Genomic DNA, 18,830 nt, shown 5'->3' with positions numbered 1-18,830 from the left:
GGCGCCCCGCCGCGCCGCGACCCCGCGCGCGGCGGCGGCCCGCCGCGCCGTCCGCCGCGTCCGCCCCGGCCGAAGGTCGCGTTCCACCGCCGCGACCCGCTCAAGCGGCTCAACGGCACGCTGCTCGTCATCGCGTTCGTGCTGTCGCTGTTCGCCGGGCGTCTCGTGCAGCTCCAGACGATCGAGTCGCAGCAGTACACGGCCAAGGCCCGCGACCAGCGGCTCCAGGAGATCAAGCTGCCCGCCGTGCGCGGCGACATCACCGACGCGAACGACAACCCCCTGGCCATGACGGTCGAGGCCCGCGCCATCTACGCCGACCCCAAGATCATCAAGCCGGAGAAGCGGGACGCGATCGTCCGCGCGCTGTCGCCGATGCTCGGCCTCGACCCGCGCTTCGTCCAGGAGCGGATCAGCAGGCCGGGCAGCCGGTACGAGGTCCTGGCGCGCGGTGTCCGGCCCGACCAGGCCCGCCTCATCATGGGCATGAAGCTCGTCGGCATCGGCATGAGCCCCGAGTACCGCCGCGAGTACCCGAACGACTCGCTCGCCGCCGGCGTCATAGGTTTCGTGAACGCCGAGGGGAAGGGCGCCGCCGGGCTGGAGAGCTCCATGAACGGCGAGCTGGCCGGGCGGGACGGCTGGCAGCGCGTCGAGATCAGCACCAAGGGCCAGCACATCCCGATGGGCGAGTCGCAGCGCAAGCCGTCGGTCCCCGGCAAGGGGGTGCGGCTGACGCTGCTGCGCGACATCCAGTTCAAGGCGCAGCAGGCCATCGAGCAGCAGGTGAAGAAGTCCGGCGCCCGCAGCGGCAGCGTCATCGTGATGGACCCGCGCAGCGGCGCGCTGCTCGCGCTGGCGTCCGCGCCCGGCTACAACCCCAACGACTACGGCAAGTCCAAGTCGTGGGGGACGCCGATCGTGCAGGAGGCGTACGAACCGGGCAGCACCGGCAAGGTCGTCACGGCGGCGGCGGTGATGGAGAAGGGCGGCGTCACGCCCGAGACGCCGTTCCTGCGCGTCCCGGACCGGATCAAGCGGTACGGGGTCACGTTCGGCGACTCCCATCCGCACGAGCCGTGGGACCTCACTTTCGCGGGCGTGCTCGCCAAGTCCAGCAACGTCGGCACGATCCGGGCCAGCGAGCGCATCTCGTCCCAGCAGCTCTACGACACCATGCGCGACTTCGGCTTCGGCGCCACCACCGGCATCGGCCTGCCCGCCGAGACGGCGGGCGTGCTGGCGCCGCCGTCCAAGTGGAGCGGCACCGACCGGTACCCGATCTCGTTCGGCCAGACGATGTCGGTCAACGCCGTCCAGATGGCCAGCGTCTACGCGACGATCGCCAACGGCGGCGTCCGCGTCGCGCCGAACCTCGTCGCGGGCAGCGTCGACGAGAACGGCGCCTTCACCGCCGCCAAGGCGCCCGCCAAACGCCAGGTGATCAGTGCCGAGACCGCCCGGCAGATCCGTGACATGCTGGAGGGCGTCACGACGAAGGAGGGCACGGCGCCGCTCGCCCAGATCCCGAACTACCGGGTCGCGGGCAAGACCGGCACCGCCGAGATCGTCAACCCGCGCACGGGCCGGTACAAGGGCGGCGGCTTCACCGCGTCGTTCGCGGGGTTCGCGCCCGCCGACGATCCACAGCTCGTCGTGCAGGTCGTGCTCCAGAAGCCGAGCAGGGGCTCGCACCTGGGCGGCGACGTCGCGGCACCGGTCTTCCGGGACGTGATGAGCGCCGCCCTGGCGACCCGCAAGATCCCGCCGACGGGAAGCAGGCCGCCGTCGGTGAAGATCTTCGCGCGGGACTGAGGGCCGGGGAGTACCCTCTGTCGCCGTGACCCCAGGACCCGTGCCCCGACCCACTCGTACCACCCGTTCCGAGAGAGACGTTATGCGCCCCACCACGAGTACCCCCCGGCCGCTGGCGGGGCTGGCGGAGCTGCTCGGCATCGACGACGCCGTGATCCGCGGCGGCACGACGGTCACCGGCATCACCCACGACTCGCGCGCCGTGCGCCCCGGCGACCTGTACGCCGCGCTGCCCGGCGCCCGCGCGCACGGCGCCCAGTTCGCCGAGCAGGCCGCGGCGGCGGGCGCCGCCGCGATCCTCACCGACCCGGCGGGCCGGGCCCGCGCCCGCGCCGCGCGGGTGCCGACGCTGGTCGTGGACGACCCGCGCGCCCGCCTCGGCGACGTCGCCGCCTACGTCTACGGCGAGCCCGCCGCCGGCCTGACGCTCATCGGCGTCACCGGCACCAGCGGCAAGACCACCACCGTGTACCTGCTGGAGGGCGGGCTGCGCGCGGCGGGCATCGCGACGGGCGTCATCGGGACGGTCGAGATGCGCATCGGCGACGACCGCGTCCCCAGCTCGCTGACGACGCCCGAGGCGACCGACCTGCACGCCCTGTTCGCGATGATGCGCGAGCGGGGCGTCGGCGCCGCCGCGATGGAGGTGTCCAGCCACGCGCTCGACCAGGGCCGCGTCGGCGGCGCCCGCTACGAGGTCGCGGTGTTCACCAACCTCTCCCAGGACCACCTGGACTACCACCCCACCATGCAGGACTACTTCCTGGCCAAGGCGAAGCTGTTCACGCCCGCCTACAGCCGGGTCGGCGTCGTCAACCTCGACGACCTGTACGGGCGGGAACTGGTGGAGATCGCCTCGGTCCCGGTCACGACGTTCTCGGCGAACGGCGACCGCGCCGCCGACTGGCGCGCCGAGGACGTGCGCGGCGGCCCCGCCGGGAGCACGTTCCGCATCGTCGGGCCCGGGGGAGTGGAGGCCGACGCATCGGTGCGCCTGCCTGGACCGTTCAATGTCGCGAACGCGCTCGCCGCGATCGTCGCGCTGGTCGAGGCCGGGATCGGCCTCCCGGCGGCGGTGCGCGGCGTCGCCGCCACGCCCGGCGTGCCGGGACGGCTGGAGCCGGTGGACGAGGGCCAGGACTTCACCACGCTCGTCGACTACTCGCACAAGCCGGGCGCCGTCGAGGCGGTGCTGACGGCGCTGCGGCCCGTCACCGAGGGACGGCTGACGATCGTGCTCGGCTGCGGCGGCGACCGCGACCGGGGCAAGCGCCCGCTGATGGGCGAGGCGTCCGCACGGCTCGCCGACATGGCCTATTTCACGAGCGACAACCCGCGATCCGAAGACCCCCTGGCGATCCTCGCCGCTATGGTCGAGGGCGGGCTCAAGGTGCCGCAGCCCGAGCGCGCGCACATCGTGGTCGAGCCCGACCGCGCCGCCGCCGTCGAGCTGGCGATCGGCCGGGCCCGCCGCGGCGACGTGATCGTCGTCGCGGGCAAGGGCCACGAACAGGGACAGTACGTGGCCGGCGAGGTCCTCGCGTTCGACGACCGCGAGGTCGTCCGCGCGGCGCTGCGCCGGGCCGGGGCCGCTCCGGCGGCGAGAGGGGACGGGACGCAGGCGTGATCCCACTTGCACTGGCCGAGATCGCGGAGATCACCGGCGGGACGGTCCACGGCGACCCGGAGACCGTCGTCTCCGGCCCCGTCGTGTTCGACTCCCGCGAGGCCGGGCCCGGGTCGCTGTTCGTCGCGCTGCGCGGCGAGCGCGCCGACGGGCACGACTACATCGGCACCGCGTTCGCGAACGGCGCCGCCGCCGTCCTGGCCGAGCGGGCGCCGGAGTCCGGCGCCGCCGTCCTGGTGAAGGACGCGCTGGAGGCCCTGGGCGCGCTGGCGCGGGGCGTGCTGGCGCGGCTGCCGGACGTCCGCGTCGTCGCCGTCACCGGCTCGGCGGGCAAGACGTCCACCAAGGACCTCATCGCCGCCGTGCTGGCCGCCGACGGCCCCACGGTCGCGCCGGTCGGCTCGTTCAACAACGAGATGGGCGTGCCGCTGACCGTGCTGCGCGCCGACGCCGGAACCCGCAACCTCGTGCTGGAGATGGGCGCCCGGGGCATCGGCCACATCGCCTACCTGACCGGCATCGCCCGGCCCGGCGTCGGCGCCGTCCTCAACGTCGGCACCGCGCACCTGGGCGAGTTCGGCGGCCGCGAGGCCATCGCCGAGGCCAAGGGCGAGCTGGTCGAGGCGGTGCCGCCGGACGGCACCGCGATCCTCAACGCCGACGACGCGCTGGTGCGCGCGATGGCGTCCCGCACGAGGGCCGGGGTCGTGCTGTTCGGGCGCGGCGCCGACGCCGACGTCCGCGCCGTGGACGAGACGCTCGACGACGCGGGCCGCGCCCGGTTCCGGCTCGTCACGCCCGAGGGCGAGGCCGACGTGGCGCTGCTGCTGCACGGCGCCCACGCCGTCGCGAACGCGCTGGCCGCCGCGGCCGTGGGCCGCGCCGCCGGGCTCGACGTCGCGACGGTGGCCGCCGCGCTCGGCGCCGCCGGGCCGGTGAGCCGGTGGCGGATGGAGGTCACCGAGCGGGCCGACGGCGTCACGGTCGTCAACGACGCCTACAACGCCAACCCCGACTCGACGCGCGCCGCGCTGGACGTCCTCGTCCACATGGCGAAGGGCCGCCGCGCGTTCGCCGTCCTGGGGGAGATGGCCGAACTCGGGGGCTCCGCTGTGGCGGAACATGCCAAGATCGGGCAGCATGTCGCGCGCGGCGGGATCGCCGGGCTCGTCACGGTAGGTGAGACCGCCGCCGCGATGGCCGACGGGGCCGCGCGCGAGGGGTCATGGACGGGAGAGTGCGTACAGGTGGATGACGTCGGCGCGGCCGTGGCCGCACTGCGCGAGCGGCTGAGACCGCGGGACGTCGTGCTCGTGAAGGGCTCGCGCGTCGCGGGCCTGGAACGGGTCGCGGCGGCGCTGCTGGCCGGCGCGGCCGAGCCCGTCCCCGGCGACCGTGCTCCGGGAGGCAGCCCCCGATGACCAGCATCATCATCGCGGCGGGTGTCGCGCTGCTGATCGGCATGCTCGGCACCCCCGTCTGGATCAAGATCGTCACCCGGCTGGGCTACGGCCAGATGATCCGCCAGGACGGCCCCGAGGCGCACTTGCAGAAGCGCGGCACCCCCACCATGGGCGGCGCGGTCTTCATCGTCGGGTCGCTGCTCGGCTACGCCGTCGCGCACCTGGTCACCGGCACCGCCCCCACGGTGTCCGGCCTGCTCGTGCTGTTCCTGATGACGGGCCTCGGCCTCGTCGGCTTCGTCGACGACTACATCAAGGTGTTCAAGCAGCGCAGCCTCGGCCTGCGCAGCGGCGCCAAGATGATCGGCATCGTCCTCGTCGGCGTCATCTTCGCCGTCGCGGCGCTGAACTTCCCCAACGGCTACGACGTCACCCCCGCCTCCCCGCGGCTGTCGTTCCTGCGCGACTTCGGCCCCTCGATCGGCCCGGTGCTGTTCGTCATCTGGGCGCTGCTGCTCATCGCCGCGATGTCCAACGGCGTCAACCTCACCGACGGCCTCGACGGCCTCGCCGCCGGACCCGCCGGCATGGTGCTCGCCGCCTACGTCATCATCGGCAACTGGCAGCTCCGCAACAGCTGCACCGACTTCGCGCTCGCCCCCAACTGCTACACGATCCGAGATCCCCTCGACCTCGCGGTCGTCGCGGCGGCCGTGCTCGGCGGCGTGTTCGGCTTCCTGTGGTGGAACGCCCCGCCCGCCAAGATCTTCATGGGCGACACCGGCTCGCTGGCCCTCGGCGGCGTCCTGGTCGGCCTGGCGATCCTCACCCGCACCCAGTTCCTGCTCGCCATCCTGTGCGGCCTCATCGTCATGATCACGCTGTCGGTGATCATCCAGGTCGGCGGGTTCAAGGCGACCGGGAAACGCGTGTTCAAGATGGCGCCCCTACAGCACCACTTCGAGCTGTCGGGCTGGGCCGAGACCACGATCGTCGTGCGGTTCTGGCTGATGTCGGCGCTGTTCACCGCGATCGGCCTCGGCCTGTTCTACCTGGAATGGATGCCCAAGTCGTGACCGAGCCGGTTCCCGAGGCTGTGCCCGAAGACTATGCCGGGCGGCGGGTGACCGTCGCCGGGTTCGGCCTGTCCGGACGCGCCGCCGCGCGCGTGCTCGCCCGACAGGGCGCCGACGTCACCATCGTCGACGCCCGCGACACCGCCGCCCCCGAGGACGTCGCCGAACTGACCGGGCTCGGCGTCACCGTCCGGCTCGGCGACGGCGCCACGCTGCCGCCCGGCACGGGGCTCGTCGTCACCTCGCCCGGCTGGCGGCCGGACGCGCCGCTGCTCGTGGCCGCCGCGCAGGCGGGCGTCGAGGTGTACGGCGAGGTCGAGCTGGCCTGGCGGCTGCGCGGCCCCGGCGCGGCGCCGTGGCTCGCGCTGACCGGCACCAACGGCAAGACCACCGCCGTGCGGATGCTGACCGCCATCCTCACCGCCGCCGGGCACGACGCGCTCGCCGTCGGCAACGTGGGCACCCCCATCGTGGAGGCGGTGCTGGAGAAGCACGACGTCCTGGCCGTCGAGCTGTCCAGCTACCAGTTGCACTGGTCGTCCACGGTCGCGCCGTTCGCGGCGGCCGTGCTCAACCTCGCGCCCGACCACCTGGACTGGCACGGGTCGATGCGGGAGTACGCCGCCGCCAAGGGCAAGATCTTCGGGCCCGGCACGATCGCGGTCGTCAACGCCGCCGACCCCGTCGCCGTCTCCCTCGCCGGACCGGACGCGGCCGCGTTCACGCTCGCCGTCCCCGCCCCCGGGCAGGTCGGCGTCGTCGAGACCGTCCTGTGCGATCGCGCGTTCGTGCCCGACCCCGCCGCCACCGCCGAGGAACTCGGCGAACTGTCGGACGTGCGGCCCTACGCGCCGCACAACGTCGCCAACGCGCTCGCCGCCGCCGCGCTCGCCCGCGCCTTCGGCGTCCCGCCGCACGCCGTCCGGGACGGGCTGCGCGCGTTCGTCCCCGACCCGCACCGCATCGCCCACGTCGCCACCGTCGGCGGCGTCGAGTACGTGGACGACTCCAAGGCCACCAACCCGCACGCCGCCGCGTCCTCGCTGGCCGCGTGCGAGTCGGCCGTGTGGATCGCGGGCGGGCTGCTCAAGGGCGCCGACGTCGACGACCTCGTCGCCGCCGTCGCCGGGCGGCTGCGCGCCGCCGTCCTCATCGGCACCGACCGGGCGCAGATCGCGGCGGCACTCGCGCGACACGCCCCGGATGTCCCGGTCGTGGACGTCTCCGACACCGACACTGGGGCCATGGACACAGTGGTGCGCCGCGCGGCGGAACTGGCCCGGCCCGGCGACACGGTGCTGCTGGCGCCCGCCGGGGCCTCCTTCGACATGTTCGCGAGTTACGGCGCGCGCGGCGACGCGTTCGCCGCGGCCGTGCGGCGGCTCGCCGAGACGCGCTAGGCCGCCGTGAGCGCCGCGACGACGCCCCGGGAGCGGCCCGCCCGGCCGGGGCCGCGCGAGCAGATCGCCACCCTCGTCGGCCTGCTCGACCGCCCCCTCACCTCCTACTACCTGCTGCTCGGCTGCACGTTCATGCTGCTGGCGCTCGGCCTGACGATGGTGCTGTCGGCGTCCACCGTCGAACAGCTCCAGGCCACCGGCTCGCCCTACACGCTCGTGCAGAAGCAGGTGCTGTGGGTCGCGGTCGGGCTCGCGGCCATGTGGGCGGCGTCGCGGATGCCGGTCAAGGTGTTCCGCACCTTCGCCTATCCGCTGCTGCTGCTGTCCTACGTCCTGCTGCTGCTCGTCCTCGTGCTCGGCGTCGAGGTCAACGGCGCCGTCCGCTGGATCCACCTCGGACCGCTCCAGCTCCAGCCGTCCGAACCGGCCAAGCTCGCGCTCGTGCTGTGGGGCGCCGACCTGCTCGCCCGCAAGGACCGGCTCGGCCAGCTCAACGAGTGGCGCCCGCTGCTCATGCCGCTGCTGCCCGCCGCGGGCCTGCTCGTGCTGCTCGTCATGCTCGGCGACGACCTCGGCACCACGCTCGTCCTGTTGACGATCTTCCTGACGCTGCTGTGGGTCGTCGGCGCGCCCGCCCGGCTGTTCGCGGGCGTCCTCGGCATCGTCGGGCTGCTGGTGTCGATCCTCATCGTCGTCGCGCCGTACCGGATGGAACGCGTCACCGGCTTCCTCGACACCTCCGAGCAGCACGCCCAGGGCATCAACTACCAGACCACCCAGGGCCTGTACGCGCTCGCGTCCGGCGGCTGGTTCGGCACCGGGCTCGGGGAGGGACGCGCGCAGTGGGGGTTCCTGCCGCACCCCGAGACCGACTTCATCTTCGCGATCGTCGGCGAGCAGCTCGGGCTCGTCGGCACCCTCGTCGTCCTCGGCCTGTTCGGGCTGCTCGCCTACGCCGGGCTGCGCGTCGCCCGCCGCGTCAAAGACCCCTTCACCCGGCTGGTCGCCGCCGCCGGGACCGCGTGGCTGCTCGTCCAGGCCATCGTCAACATCGGCGCCGTCATCCGCGTGGTCCCCGTCACGGGCATCCCGCTGCCGCTGGTCTCCTACGGCGGATCGTCGCTGATCCCGACGCTGTTCACGCTCGGGATGCTGCTGTCGTTCGCCAAACGCGAGCCCGGCGCGCGGCAGGCGCTGGCCGCACGGGGCCCCGGCCCGGCGTCCCGGGCCCTAAGCTGGCTGGGCCTGGCACGACGCTGAAACATCCCCCCACCGCATCCCAGCCTGATGAGGAGTTGTCAACGAGCATGAGGGTTGTCCTGGCCGGCGGCGGCACCGCCGGACACATCGAGCCCGCACTGGCCCTCGCCGACGCCCTGCGCCGCGACGACCCGCAGACCGGGATCGTCTGCCTCGGCACCGAACGCGGACTGGAGACCCGGCTCGTCCCGCAACGCGGCTACGAGCTCGCGCTCATCCCGCCGGTGCCGCTGCCCCGCACGCTCACCCCGCAGCTCCTGACCGTCCCGGGCCGGCTGCGCGGCGCGATCAACGCGGCGGCGGGCGTCCTCGACCAGGCGCGCGCCGACGTCCTCGTCGGCTTCGGCGGCTACGTCGCCACCCCCGGCTACCTGGCCGCGCGCAAGCGCAAGGTGCCGATCATCGTGCACGAGGCCAACCCCAAGCCGGGCCTGGCCAACAAGCTCGGCGCCCGGTTCACCGAGAACGTCGCGGTCTCCCACCACGACTCGCCGCTGCCCGGCGCCCGGTTCGTCGGCATCCCGCTGCGCCGCGAGATCGCCACGCTGGACCGGCTCGCCCTCGGCGACAAGGCCCGCTCCTACTTCGGCCTGCTGCCCGACCTGCCGACGCTGCTGATCTTCGGCGGCTCGCAGGGCGCCCGCTCGCTCAACCAGGCCGCCGTCGCCGCCGCGCCGTTCTTCCGGCAGGCGGGCATCCAGGTGCTGCACATCGTCGGCCCCAAGAACACCGAGCAGCCCGAACCGGCGCCGCCGGGCGGCCCGCAGTACGTCACGATCCCGTACTGCGACCGGATGGACCTGGCCTACGCCGCCGCCGACATGGCGATGTGCCGCGCCGGGGCCATGACCTGCGCGGAGCTGGCCGCCGTGGCCCTCCCGGCGGTGTACGTGCCGCTGCCCATCGGCAACGGCGAGCAGGCGCTGAACGCCGAGCCGATCGTCGCGGCGGGCGGCGGGCTGCTCGTCGACAACGCCGAGCTGAGCCCCGAGTGGATCGCGCAGCACCTGCTGCCGGTCCTGGCCGACCCGGGCCGCGTCGCCGCCATGTCCGAGGCCGCCGGCCGGATGGGCCGCCGCGACGCCGACGTCGCGCTCGCCCAGATGGTGTACGAGGTCGTCCGCAACGCCCACCGGCAGGGCTGACGGCCCGCCGCGCCGGAGGGCGCGGCGATTCAACACAGAAGGACTCGATGAGCTCGACAGTTTCCGGCGGCGTGCCGCCGGCCGAGGACCTCGGCAGGATTCACTTCATCGCGATCGGCGGTGCGGGCATGTCCGGCATCGCCCGGATCATGCTGCGGCGGGGCCTGCCCGTGTCGGGCAGCGACGCCCGCGACGGCGAGCTGCTCGGCCAGCTCGCCGCGCTCGGCGCGAAGGTGGACGTCGGGCACGACGCCGCGCACCTCGGCGACGCCGACACCGTCGTGGTGTCGACCGCCGTGCGCGAGTCCAACCCCGAGCTGGCCGAGGCGCGGCGCCGGGGACTGCGGGTCCTGCACCGGTCCGAGGCGCTGGCCGCGCTCATGGCCGACCGCCGCGCGGTCGCCATCGCGGGCACGCACGGCAAGACGACCACGACGTCCATGCTGACCGTCGCGCTCCAGCGCGCCGGAGCCGACCCGTCGTACTGCATCGGCGGGCAGCTCGTCACCACCGGGCTCGGTGCCGACGAGGGCACCGGCGACGTGTTCGTGGCCGAGGCCGACGAGAGCGACGGCTCGTTCCTGCGCTACAGCCCGTCGATCGCCGTCATCACCAACGTCGAGGCCGACCACCTCGACAACTACGGCGGCTTCGACGAGGTCAAGGAGAACTTCGCCCGGTTCGTCGACCGGATCGTCCCGGGCGGCACGCTCGTGGCGTCCGCCGACGACCCCGTCGTGCGGGAGCTGGCCGACCGGGCGCGCGGGCGCGGGCTGACCGTCCTCACCTACGGCGAGGCCGCGGACGCCGACCTGCGCACCACGGCGTTCACGCCGCGCGGGCTCGGCTCGGTGTTCACCATCCCGGGCGTCGGGGACGTCGCGCTCGGCGTGCCCGGCCGGCACAACGCCCACAACGCCACCGCGTGCGTCGCGGTCGCGCGGGCGCTCGGACTCGACCTGCACGCCGTCCGCGAGGGGCTGCGCGAGTTCGGCGGCGCGATGCGGCGGCTGGAGCGCAAGGGCTCGGCGGGCGGCGTCGAGGTGTTCGACAGCTACGCCCACCACCCGACCGAGCTGTCGGCCGACCTGTCGGCCACCCGCGACTACCTCGGCGAGCGCGGGGGAGAGGGCCGGATCGTCGCGGTCTTCCAGCCGCACCTGTACAGCCGCACCCGGTTCTTCGCCGAGGAGTTCGGCGCGGCGCTCGGGCTGGCCGACGTCGCCGTCGTCCTGGACGTCTACGGCGCCCGCGAGGACCCCGAACCCGGCGTCACCGGGCAGCTCGTCGCGGACCGGGTGCCCGCCGCGACCGAGACCGTCTACGCGCCCGACTTCGACGCCGTGCCCGCGCTGGTCGCGGGGCTGGCCCGGCGCGGCGACCTGGTGATCACGCTCGGCGCGGGCGACGTCACCCGCCTCGGGCCGCTCGTCCTGGACGCCGTCTCGGCCACGTCGTGACCGGGCCGGGCGTGGGCTCCCGCACGCGGCGGCGCGCGCCGTCCATGCTGGACCCATGACGCAGACGCGCCCGAGGCCGCGACCCCGAGACCGCGAACCGGCCGCCCGCAGGGGGCGGCCCGGCCGGTGGAAGGCGTTGTTCGTCACGTTGCTGGTGTGCGCGGTGCTCGGCGCGTCCGGCTGGGTCCTGCTCGGCTCGCGGTTGCTGGTCGTGCGGCACGTCGAGGTCAGCGGCACCGAGCTGGCGCCGCGCGACCGCGTCGTCGCGGCGGCCGGGGTGCGGCTGGGCGTGCCGATGGTGCGGCTCGGCACCGGGGACGTGCGGGCGCGGGTGGAGCGGCTGGCGCAGGTGGAGTCGGCGCGGGTGGAGCGGAGCTGGCCCGCGACGATCCGCATCCGGGTCCGCGAGCGCGTCCCGATCGCGGCCGTCGCCCGCAACGGACGGCACTTCCAGCTCGACAAGGGCGGCGTCACCGTGCTCGACGGCGTCGAGCGCCCGGCCGCGCTGCCGCTGCTGACCGTGGCCGCGCCGGGCCCGTCCGACCCGTCCACGCTGGCCGCGCTGCGCGTGGTGCGCGACCTGCCCGCGCCGCTGCGCGGCACGGTCGCCGAGGTGGCGGCGCCCAGCCCGGAGGCGGTGTCGCTGCGGCTCAGGGACGGGGTGACGATCGTCTGGGGATCGCCGGACCGGTCGGCCGAGAAGGCCCGGCTGGCGGCGGCGCTGCTGCGCTCGGCGGGCGCGGACGGACCCCGGACGGTGGACGTCAGCTCACCCGACGTGGTCACGACGCGGTGAGGAGCCCGCAGGCCGGGTCCGGTGCGGCCCGTGTGTCGCGCCGACGATGGCTCCCGGATGGGGCACGCTGGAACGGTCGGCCCGAACGCGGGGGTTGAGGCGGCATGAGCTGGGGACAGTACCGGCACCAACCAGGCAAGTCGTGCCCTGTGCGACACGCCGACGCAGTTGGCGGCAGGTTAGTTGACCCTGGCGGTAAGGCCGCCCTACTGTCCGTATCAGTGGAGAGGTTGACATAACTGTAAGCCTCAAGTTGAGGGTGAGGGTTTGCGGCGACCGCCGTACCCCCGCCCCGTCCGGACACACGTCAGAACACCGCGCGGACCCGGCCCACCGGTCCGGGCCGCGCGAACAGAGCGAGCGGAAAGGCCCCTCCTCGTGGCAGCACCGCAGAACTACCTCGCGGTCATCAAGGTCGTCGGCATCGGCGGCGGCGGCGTCAACGCCGTCAACCGGATGATCGAGGAGGGACTCAAGGGCGTCGAGTTCATCGCGATCAACACGGACGCCCAGGCGCTGCTGATGAGTGACGCAGACGTCAAACTCGACGTCGGCCGGGAACTCACCCGCGGCCTCGGCGCCGGCGCCAACCCCGACGTCGGCCGCAAGGCCGCCGAAGACCACCGCGAGGAGATCGAGGAGGTCCTCAAGGGGGCCGACATGGTCTTCGTCACCGCGGGCGAGGGCGGCGGCACCGGCACCGGCGGCGCGCCCGTCGTCGCCAACATCGCCCGGTCCCTCGGCGCGCTGACGATCGGCGTCGTCACCCGGCCCTTCTCCTTCGAGGGCAAGCGCCGCGCGATGCAGGCCGAGGCCGGCATCGAGACCCTGCGCGACGAGGTCGACACCCTCATCGTCATCCCCAACGACCGGCTGCTGTCGATCTCCGACCGGCAGGTCAGCGTCCTGGACGCGTTCAAGGCCGCCGACCAGGTCCTGCTGTCCGGTGTTCAGGGCATCACCGACCTGATCACCACGCCGGGCCTGATCAACCTCGACTTCGCCGACGTGAAGTCCGTCATGTCCGGCGCCGGTTCGGCGCTCATGGGCATCGGCTCCGCGCGCGGCGACGACCGCAGCGTCGCCGCCGCCGAGATGGCGATCTCCAGCCCGCTGCTGGAGGCCAGCATCGACGGCGCCCACGGCGTCCTGCTGTCGATCTCCGGCGGCTCCGACCTCGGCCTGTTCGAGATCAACGAGGCGGCGCAGCTCGTCTCCAACGCCGCCGCGCCCGACGCGAACATCATCTTCGGCGCCGTCATCGACGACGCCCTCGGCGACGAGGTGCGCGTCACCGTCATCGCCGCCGGGTTCGACGAGCTGCGCCCCGGCAAGCCCGCCGGGCCCGCCGCCGAACCGCGCCGCGCGACGCCGCCGCCACCGCGTCCGGCACCGCCGCCCGCGACACCGGCCCCGGCGTCCGCGCCCACGCCGACGCCGAGCACCCCGGCCAACCCGATCCCGAGCCGGGTCGGGCGCGCCGAGGCGCCGACGCAGCCGACCCCGCCGCCGCAGCAGTCGGTGGCGCAGGCCGCCGCCGCGCCGCAGCCGCCGCGTCCCGAGCCGTCGCAGGCGGCGCCCGCGCCGCAGCCCGCCCCGGCTCCGGCGCCGCCGCCGGCCCCGGCGCGCGAGGAGGCGGCGCCGTCGCGGCCCGAGCCGGTGCCCGCCCCCGCCGAGAACCGCGACGAACGGCGTGACGACGCGCCCCGCGCGCCGGGGCCGCGCTCGTCCGGCGAGCAGCCCGCCGGGCGCGGCGGCGACGCGCCGTCCCGCCGCCGGCCCGTGGTGTTCGACGAGGACGACGACCTCGACGTCCCCGACTTCCTCAAGTGATCACGGCGGTCGCGCTCGGCGCCGGGATCGGTGCCGGGTTCTCCGGCCGCGCCGGCGGCGTCAGCACCGCCCCGTACGCCTCGCTCAACCTCGGCGGCGCCGTCGGTGACGACCCGGCCGCCGTCACCGGCAACCGGCACCGCGCCGCCGCGGCGCTCGGCACCGACGCCGCCCGCACCGTGTGGATGCGGCAGGTCCACGGCGCCGACGTCGCGCACGTCACCGGCCCCGGCCCCGAACTTCCCCCCGTCGACGCCGTCGTCACCGACCGGCCCGGCGTCACCCTCGCGGTCCTCGTCGCCGACTGCGCCCCCGTCCTGCTCGCCGACGCCGCCGCCGGTGTCGTCGGGGCCGCCCACTCGGGCCGCCCCGGCACCGCCGCGGGCGTCGTGCCCGCCCTGCTCGACGCGATGACCGGCCTCGGCGCCGACCCCGCCCGCGTCACCGCCGCCATCGGTCCCGCCGCGTGCGGCGGCTGCTACGAGGTGCCCGCCGCGATGCGCGACGAGGTCGCCGCCGCCGTCCCCGGCAGCGCCGCGACCACGCGCCGGGGCACCCCCGCCCTCGACCTGCGCGCCGGGATCGCCGGGCAGCTCGCCCGCGCCGGGGTCACCGGCGTCTCGGTCGACCCCCGCTGCACCCTGGAGGACCCCGGCCTGTTCTCCTACCGCCGCGACGGCCTCACCGGCCGTTTCGCGGGCTTCGTCTGGCTGCGCGAGGACGCCCGGTGAGCGGCGGGCGCGCCGCCGAGCTGGCGGCCAACCTCGCCGACGTCCGCGCCCGCATCGCCGCGGCGTGCGCCGCCGCCGGGCGCGACCCCGGCGACGTCACGCTCATCGCCGTCACCAAGACGTTCCCCGCCTCGGACGTGCGGCTGCTGGCCGGGCTCGGGCTCACCCAGGTCGCGGAGAACCGCGACCAGGACGCCCGGCCCAAGGCCGAGGCCACCGCCGACCTCCCACTGACGTGGCACTTCGTCGGGCAGCTCCAGACGAACAAGGCGAAGTCGGTCGCGGGCTACGCCCACGTCGTGCAGTCGGTCGACCGGGCGCGTCTCGTCACGGCGCTGTCCGCGGCCGCGCAGAACGCCGGGCGCATGCTGGAGTGCCTGATCCAGGTCTCCCTGGACGACGAGCCCGGACGCGGGGGAGCCGCCCCGGCCGACGTCGCCGGGCTGGCCGACCGGATCGCCGCCGCGGACGCGCTGAGCCTGCGCGGCGTGATGGCGGTGGCGCCGCTCGGCGCCGCGCCGCGTCCGGCGTTCGAGCGGCTGGCGGCCGTCGCGGCCGACCTGCGCGCCCGGCACCCGGACGCGACGGTCGTCTCGGCGGGAATGAGCGGCGATCTGGAGGAGGCGGTCGCGTGCGGCGCGACACACCTGCGGGTCGGTACGGCGTTGCTCGGAGGCCGACGGGCAATCGTCAGGTAATGTCCCCCGGGTGGGCCCTGCGACGTGGCAGGCCCCTGACAAGCGCAAAGCATCATCCGCGGCGCCGGGCGCGCCGGAGGCCGCGGTCACCAGGACGAGGAGAGGGCACATGGCCAGCGCGATGCGCAAGATGGCGGTCTACCTCGGCCTGGTCGAGGACGACCGCTACGGCGACAAGTACGCCGACTACGACGATGACGACGTCTACGACGACGAGGCCGACCTGGTGCAGGGGCGCCGCTCCCTGGACGATTCCGGCGGTCAGCATACCCGAGCCGACGAGGCCGTGGAGCGCGAACGCGACCATCCGCTTCCCGCCCCCGCCGAGCGTCGCTCCGTGGCACTCTACGAGTCCGGTACCACCGACCTCGCCCGCATCACTACGCTGCATCCCAGGACCTACAACGAGGCCAGGACCATCGGGGAGCACTTCCGTGAGGGCACCCCGGTGATCATGAACCTCACCGAGATGGTCGACAGCGACGCCAAGCGTCTCGTCGACTTCGCGGCGGGTCTGGTGTTCGGGCTGCACGGGAGCATCGAGCGTGTTACGAACAAGGTGTTCCTGCTGTCGCCCGCCAACGTGGAGGTGACCGCCGAGGACAAGGCCCGGATGGCAGAACGTGGGTTCTTCAACCAAAGCTGACAGCCACAGGTGAGAGTAGGCCGTGACTATCGTCGGACAGGTGCTCAGCGCACTGCTGTACCTCTTCCTCCTGTTCCTCATCGGGAGGCTGATCCTGGAGATCCTCCAGTCGTTCGCCCGGTCGTGGCGGCCCACCGGAGTGGTTCTCGTGATCGCCGAGGCCGTCTACACCGTGACGGACCCCCCACTGAAACTGCTGAGGCGTTTCATCCCCCCGGTCCGTCTGGGTAACGTGGCCCTGGACCTCAGCTTCACCTTCCTCATCCTTGTGGTCTGGATCTTGATCATCTTCGTGCAGAGGCTCTGATCGGATACCGTCCTTGGGGAAAGACTCCAAGCGCGCCAAGGAGACGAACATGCCGCTGACACCCGCCGATGTGCGGAACAAGCAGTTCAGCACGACCCGGCTGAGGCCGGGGTACGACGAGGAGGAGGTGGACGCGTTCCTCGACGAGGTCGAGTCCGAGCTCGACCGCCTCATCCAGGAGAACGAGGAGCTGCGCGCCAAGCTGGCCGAGTGCCTGCGCGGCAAGGTGCCCGCCATGGCGGCCCCGATCGTCGAGCCCAAGCCCGACGTGCAGTCCATCCCCGAGCCTCCCCGGCCCGAGCCGGTGCCGCAGCCCAAGCCGGAGCCCGAGCCCGCCCCGCTGGGCGCCGGTCTCGGCATGTCCCAGCCGTCCGGCGAGGACAACATGGACACCGCCGCCCGCGTGCTGGCGCTCGCGCAGCAGACCGCCGACCAGGCGATCGCCGACGCGCGCCGCGAGGCCGACGAGACGCTCGGCCGCGCCCGCCGTGAGGCCGAGGAGATCCTCGGCAAGGCGCGCCGCCAGGCCGACCAGATCGTCTCCGAGGCGCGGGGCCGCGCCGAGGCGCTCGACCGCGACGCCCAGGAGCGGCACCGCCAGGTCATGGGCTCGCTCGTGCAGCAGCGCGAGGAGCTCGACCGCGAGGTCGACCACCTGCGCGGCTTCGAGCGCGAGTACCGCAGCCGCCTCAAGGTCTACCTGGAGAGCCAGCTCCGCGACCTGGAGGCCGGCGGCAACGAGACCGGCGGGTTCCCGGTGCAGGCCGCCGTCCAGGCGTCCATCCAGCAGGGCGGCCCGCAGACCGGTCCGCAGAACGCGATCCCGCACAACGACAACCGCGGTGTCGCGGGTCCGGGCGCCGGTCCGACCGGTGCCAACCCGTTCCCGCCGCCCGGCGAGCCGCAGCACTCCCAGCAGGTCCAGCACTCCGCCACCGGCGCGTTCCACTCCGGCGGCGACAACCCGCCGCACGAGCGGCGCTGATCGCCACCCCCAGGCGATAGTGTTCTCCGATCGCCGCGCCGTGGATGGCCCCCACGCCATCCCGGCGGCGTGTCGGAATAGCGTCGGCGGCGTTCCCTGAGCCGGGACGACGGCTCGGGGCGCGCGCCCTAAAGTTGGAGTGACCCTGTGATCATCCTGAGCGGCGTGCTCGTGGTGGTGGCGATAGCCCTGCTCGTGGCGGGCATCGTCGCGGCCGAGCGCGACATCACCGAGCTGTTCGGCATGGACGTCCTGATGGTGTTCTACCTCTCCATCGGGGTCAGCATCGTCGCCGCTCTGTGCCTGGCCATCGGGGTGTTCCTGCGCCGTAAGGACCTGTTCGGATCGGGCGCGGCCGTGGCCCACGCCAACCGCGCCCGCCGTGATCCGCAGGAGAAGAAGAAGAGCAAGAAGGAGAAGAAGGCCGAGAAGGCCAAGAAGTCGGACGAGCCCGGCGGGGACGGCGACGCCGTCCCCGGCGAGAAGCCCGACGAGTCGCGCTCCGGCGCGGCGACCGTGGTCCTCTCCGCCGAGCCCTCCAAGGTCCCCGAGGACGCCAGCGTCTTCGTCATCCGCGGCCGCAAGCGGTACCACCTCGACACGTGCCGGCAGCTCGCCGGCCGCGACGAGGAGGAACTGACCTACGCCGAGGCCAAGGAGGAGGGGTTCAGCCCCTGCACGGCCTGCATGCCCGACACCGCCCTGGCGGCGCGCGCCGCGGTGCCGGTCGCGGCAGGCTCCGAGCGGGGCGCCGAACCCTCCGGCCGGGACGGCGGCGCCTCCGCCTCGTCCCCGGTCTCACCGGCGGTCTCGTCCGACCCGTCGGCGTTCCGGCGTCCGGAGGACCCGGCGCCCGCGGAGGACGTGGCACGGTCCGAGTCCCCGGGCGCGGAGCCGTCCGCGAGCCGGGACGACGTGTCCGAGCCGTACGCGAGCCGTTCGTTCGACTCCGAGCCGTCCCGGTCCTTCGACACGGGCTCGGGCTCGTCCTTCGACTCCGGGGCCTCGTCCACCGGGTCGTACGGCGGCGATTCCGGCTCGTCCGAGTCCTACTCCGGGCGGTCGTACGGCGGCGACTCCGAGGCGTACTCGTCCCGGTCCTTCGACGCGGAGCCCGCCGCGTCGGCGCCGATCCCGTCCGCGTGGCCGACGCCCGGCGCGACCGCCTCGCGGCCGGAGGCGGCCCCCGAGCCGCCCGCCCGTCCGGGCCCGGTCGACCCGCTGAACGACCCGTTGAACGTTCCCCTGGACGACCCGCTGTCGGGCCCGCTGGGACGCGACCCTCTGAACGACCCCGCCACCGGCGACCTGGGCGCCCCGCGTCCGCGCACGCCCGGCGAGACGCCGTCCGACACCCCGGTCGCCTCGGCGCCCGGTCCGGCTCCCGCGCCGCCGGTCCCGTCGTCGGGCGACGACAGCACCGAGGTCCGCATCCTCAGCGGCACCAAGCGCTACCACCGCGTCGACTGCGCCCTCATCGAGGACATCGGCGACGAAGCCGACGACCTGGAGTCGATCAGCCGCGCCGAGGCCAAGTCACGCGGCTGCACGCCGTGCCTCGTCTGCCAGCCCGACCGCGAGCACGCCCGCGACTGACCACGCCACGCGCAACGGGCCGCCTCCCCCTGGGGACGCGGCCCGTTCACGT

The 18,830-nt window shown here is 74.2% G+C and carries 16 protein-coding genes; all 16 read left to right on the top strand.

The features are described 5' to 3' along the window. The first annotated feature begins 120 nt into the window (after window positions 1-120). Window positions 121-1,815: a peptidoglycan D,D-transpeptidase FtsI family protein gene (locus C229_RS0121960; protein ID WP_476692100.1), complete on the top strand. Its 1,695-nt coding sequence runs from the start codon at window positions 121-123 to the stop codon at window positions 1,813-1,815. Between the two features lie 82 nt (window positions 1,816-1,897). Then, a complete protein-coding gene (locus C229_RS0121955; RefSeq protein ID WP_018657263.1) occupies window positions 1,898-3,442 on the top strand; it encodes a UDP-N-acetylmuramoyl-L-alanyl-D-glutamate--2,6-diaminopimelate ligase in 1,545 nt (514 codons plus the stop codon). Continuing rightward, a complete protein-coding gene (locus C229_RS0121950) occupies window positions 3,439-4,863 on the top strand; it encodes a UDP-N-acetylmuramoyl-tripeptide--D-alanyl-D-alanine ligase (RefSeq protein WP_018657262.1) in 1,425 nt (474 codons plus the stop codon). Before C229_RS0121955 ends, C229_RS0121950 begins: the two co-directional genes overlap by 4 nt. Then, window positions 4,860-5,921 (top strand): phospho-N-acetylmuramoyl-pentapeptide-transferase, encoded by a 1,062-nt coding sequence (gene mraY, locus C229_RS0121945; RefSeq protein ID WP_018657261.1) that lies wholly within the window; start codon window positions 4,860-4,862, stop codon window positions 5,919-5,921. The genes C229_RS0121950 and mraY overlap by 4 nt, the downstream gene beginning before the upstream one ends. Next, a complete protein-coding gene (gene murD / locus C229_RS0121940; RefSeq protein WP_051109041.1) occupies window positions 5,903-7,321 on the top strand; it encodes a UDP-N-acetylmuramoyl-L-alanine--D-glutamate ligase in 1,419 nt (472 codons plus the stop codon). The genes mraY and murD overlap by 19 nt, the downstream gene beginning before the upstream one ends. A 6-nt stretch (window positions 7,322-7,327) precedes the next feature. Then, on the top strand, window positions 7,328-8,581 hold the full coding sequence (gene ftsW / locus C229_RS0121935) for a putative lipid II flippase FtsW (RefSeq protein WP_018657259.1): 1,254 nt from the start codon (window positions 7,328-7,330) through the stop codon (window positions 8,579-8,581). A gap of 47 nt (window positions 8,582-8,628) precedes the next feature. Further along, window positions 8,629-9,726: an undecaprenyldiphospho-muramoylpentapeptide beta-N-acetylglucosaminyltransferase gene (gene murG / locus C229_RS31400; protein ID WP_018657258.1), complete on the top strand. Its 1,098-nt coding sequence runs from the start codon at window positions 8,629-8,631 to the stop codon at window positions 9,724-9,726. 47 nt (window positions 9,727-9,773) lie between these two features. Beyond that, complete coding sequence (gene murC / locus C229_RS0121925) at window positions 9,774-11,186, top strand: UDP-N-acetylmuramate--L-alanine ligase (protein ID WP_033424640.1); 1,413 nt, start codon at window positions 9,774-9,776, stop codon at window positions 11,184-11,186. A gap of 55 nt (window positions 11,187-11,241) precedes the next feature. Next, complete coding sequence (locus C229_RS0121920) at window positions 11,242-11,982, top strand: cell division protein FtsQ/DivIB (RefSeq protein ID WP_081639985.1); 741 nt, start codon at window positions 11,242-11,244, stop codon at window positions 11,980-11,982. Between the two features lie 378 nt (window positions 11,983-12,360). After that, window positions 12,361-13,815: a cell division protein FtsZ gene (ftsZ, locus tag C229_RS0121915; RefSeq protein ID WP_018657255.1), complete on the top strand. Its 1,455-nt coding sequence runs from the start codon at window positions 12,361-12,363 to the stop codon at window positions 13,813-13,815. Beyond that, window positions 13,812-14,546 carry a peptidoglycan editing factor PgeF gene (gene pgeF / locus C229_RS0121910; protein WP_018657254.1) on the top strand — a complete coding sequence of 245 codons (735 nt, stop codon included), beginning with the start codon at window positions 13,812-13,814 and terminating at the stop codon, window positions 14,544-14,546. Before ftsZ ends, pgeF begins: the two co-directional genes overlap by 4 nt. Then, window positions 14,543-15,244 carry a YggS family pyridoxal phosphate-dependent enzyme gene (locus tag C229_RS0121905; protein WP_018657252.1) on the top strand — a complete coding sequence of 234 codons (702 nt, stop codon included), beginning with the start codon at window positions 14,543-14,545 and terminating at the stop codon, window positions 15,242-15,244. The genes pgeF and C229_RS0121905 overlap by 4 nt, the downstream gene beginning before the upstream one ends. Window positions 15,245-15,353: 109 nt before the next feature. Next, a complete protein-coding gene (locus tag C229_RS0121900; RefSeq protein ID WP_018657251.1) occupies window positions 15,354-15,890 on the top strand; it encodes a cell division protein SepF in 537 nt (178 codons plus the stop codon). Between the two features lie 22 nt (window positions 15,891-15,912). After that, entirely contained in the window at window positions 15,913-16,197 is a 285-nt protein-coding gene (locus C229_RS0121895; protein WP_018657250.1) for a YggT family protein, read from the top strand. Window positions 16,198-16,246: 49 nt separating this feature from the next. After that, window positions 16,247-17,182: a DivIVA domain-containing protein gene (locus tag C229_RS0121890; RefSeq protein ID WP_018657249.1), complete on the top strand. Its 936-nt coding sequence runs from the start codon at window positions 16,247-16,249 to the stop codon at window positions 17,180-17,182. 147 nt (window positions 17,183-17,329) lie between these two features. Then, window positions 17,330-18,778, top strand: coding sequence for a hypothetical protein (locus tag C229_RS0121885; RefSeq protein WP_026314043.1), 1,449 nt, complete (start codon window positions 17,330-17,332; stop codon window positions 18,776-18,778). Window positions 18,779-18,830 lie beyond the last annotated feature (52 nt).

Origin of the sequence: Actinomadura flavalba DSM 45200 (assembly GCF_000374305.1) — a bacterium.
GTDB lineage: Bacteria > Actinomycetota > Actinomycetes > Streptosporangiales > Streptosporangiaceae > Spirillospora > Spirillospora flavalba.
This window is presented reverse-complemented; position numbering and strand designations above follow the sequence as displayed.

Bases quoted from the DNA above. Each gene is read 5' to 3' on its own strand.
- C229_RS0121955 (WP_018657263.1), top strand. From the start codon at position 1,898: ATGCGCCCCACCACGAGTACCCCCCGGCCGCTGGCGGGGCTGGCGGAG.
- mraY (WP_018657261.1), top strand. From the start codon at position 4,860: ATGACCAGCATCATCATCGCGGCGGGTGTCGCGCTGCTGATCGGCATG.
- murD (WP_051109041.1), top strand. From the start codon at position 5,903: ATGGATGCCCAAGTCGTGACCGAGCCGGTTCCCGAGGCTGTGCCCGAA.
- murG (WP_018657258.1), top strand. From the start codon at position 8,629: ATGAGGGTTGTCCTGGCCGGCGGCGGCACCGCCGGACACATCGAGCCC.
- murC (WP_033424640.1), top strand. From the start codon at position 9,774: ATGAGCTCGACAGTTTCCGGCGGCGTGCCGCCGGCCGAGGACCTCGGC.
- C229_RS0121920 (WP_081639985.1), top strand. From the start codon at position 11,242: ATGACGCAGACGCGCCCGAGGCCGCGACCCCGAGACCGCGAACCGGCC.
- C229_RS0121900 (WP_018657251.1), top strand. From the start codon at position 15,354: ATGGCCAGCGCGATGCGCAAGATGGCGGTCTACCTCGGCCTGGTCGAG.
- C229_RS0121890 (WP_018657249.1), top strand. From the start codon at position 16,247: ATGCCGCTGACACCCGCCGATGTGCGGAACAAGCAGTTCAGCACGACC.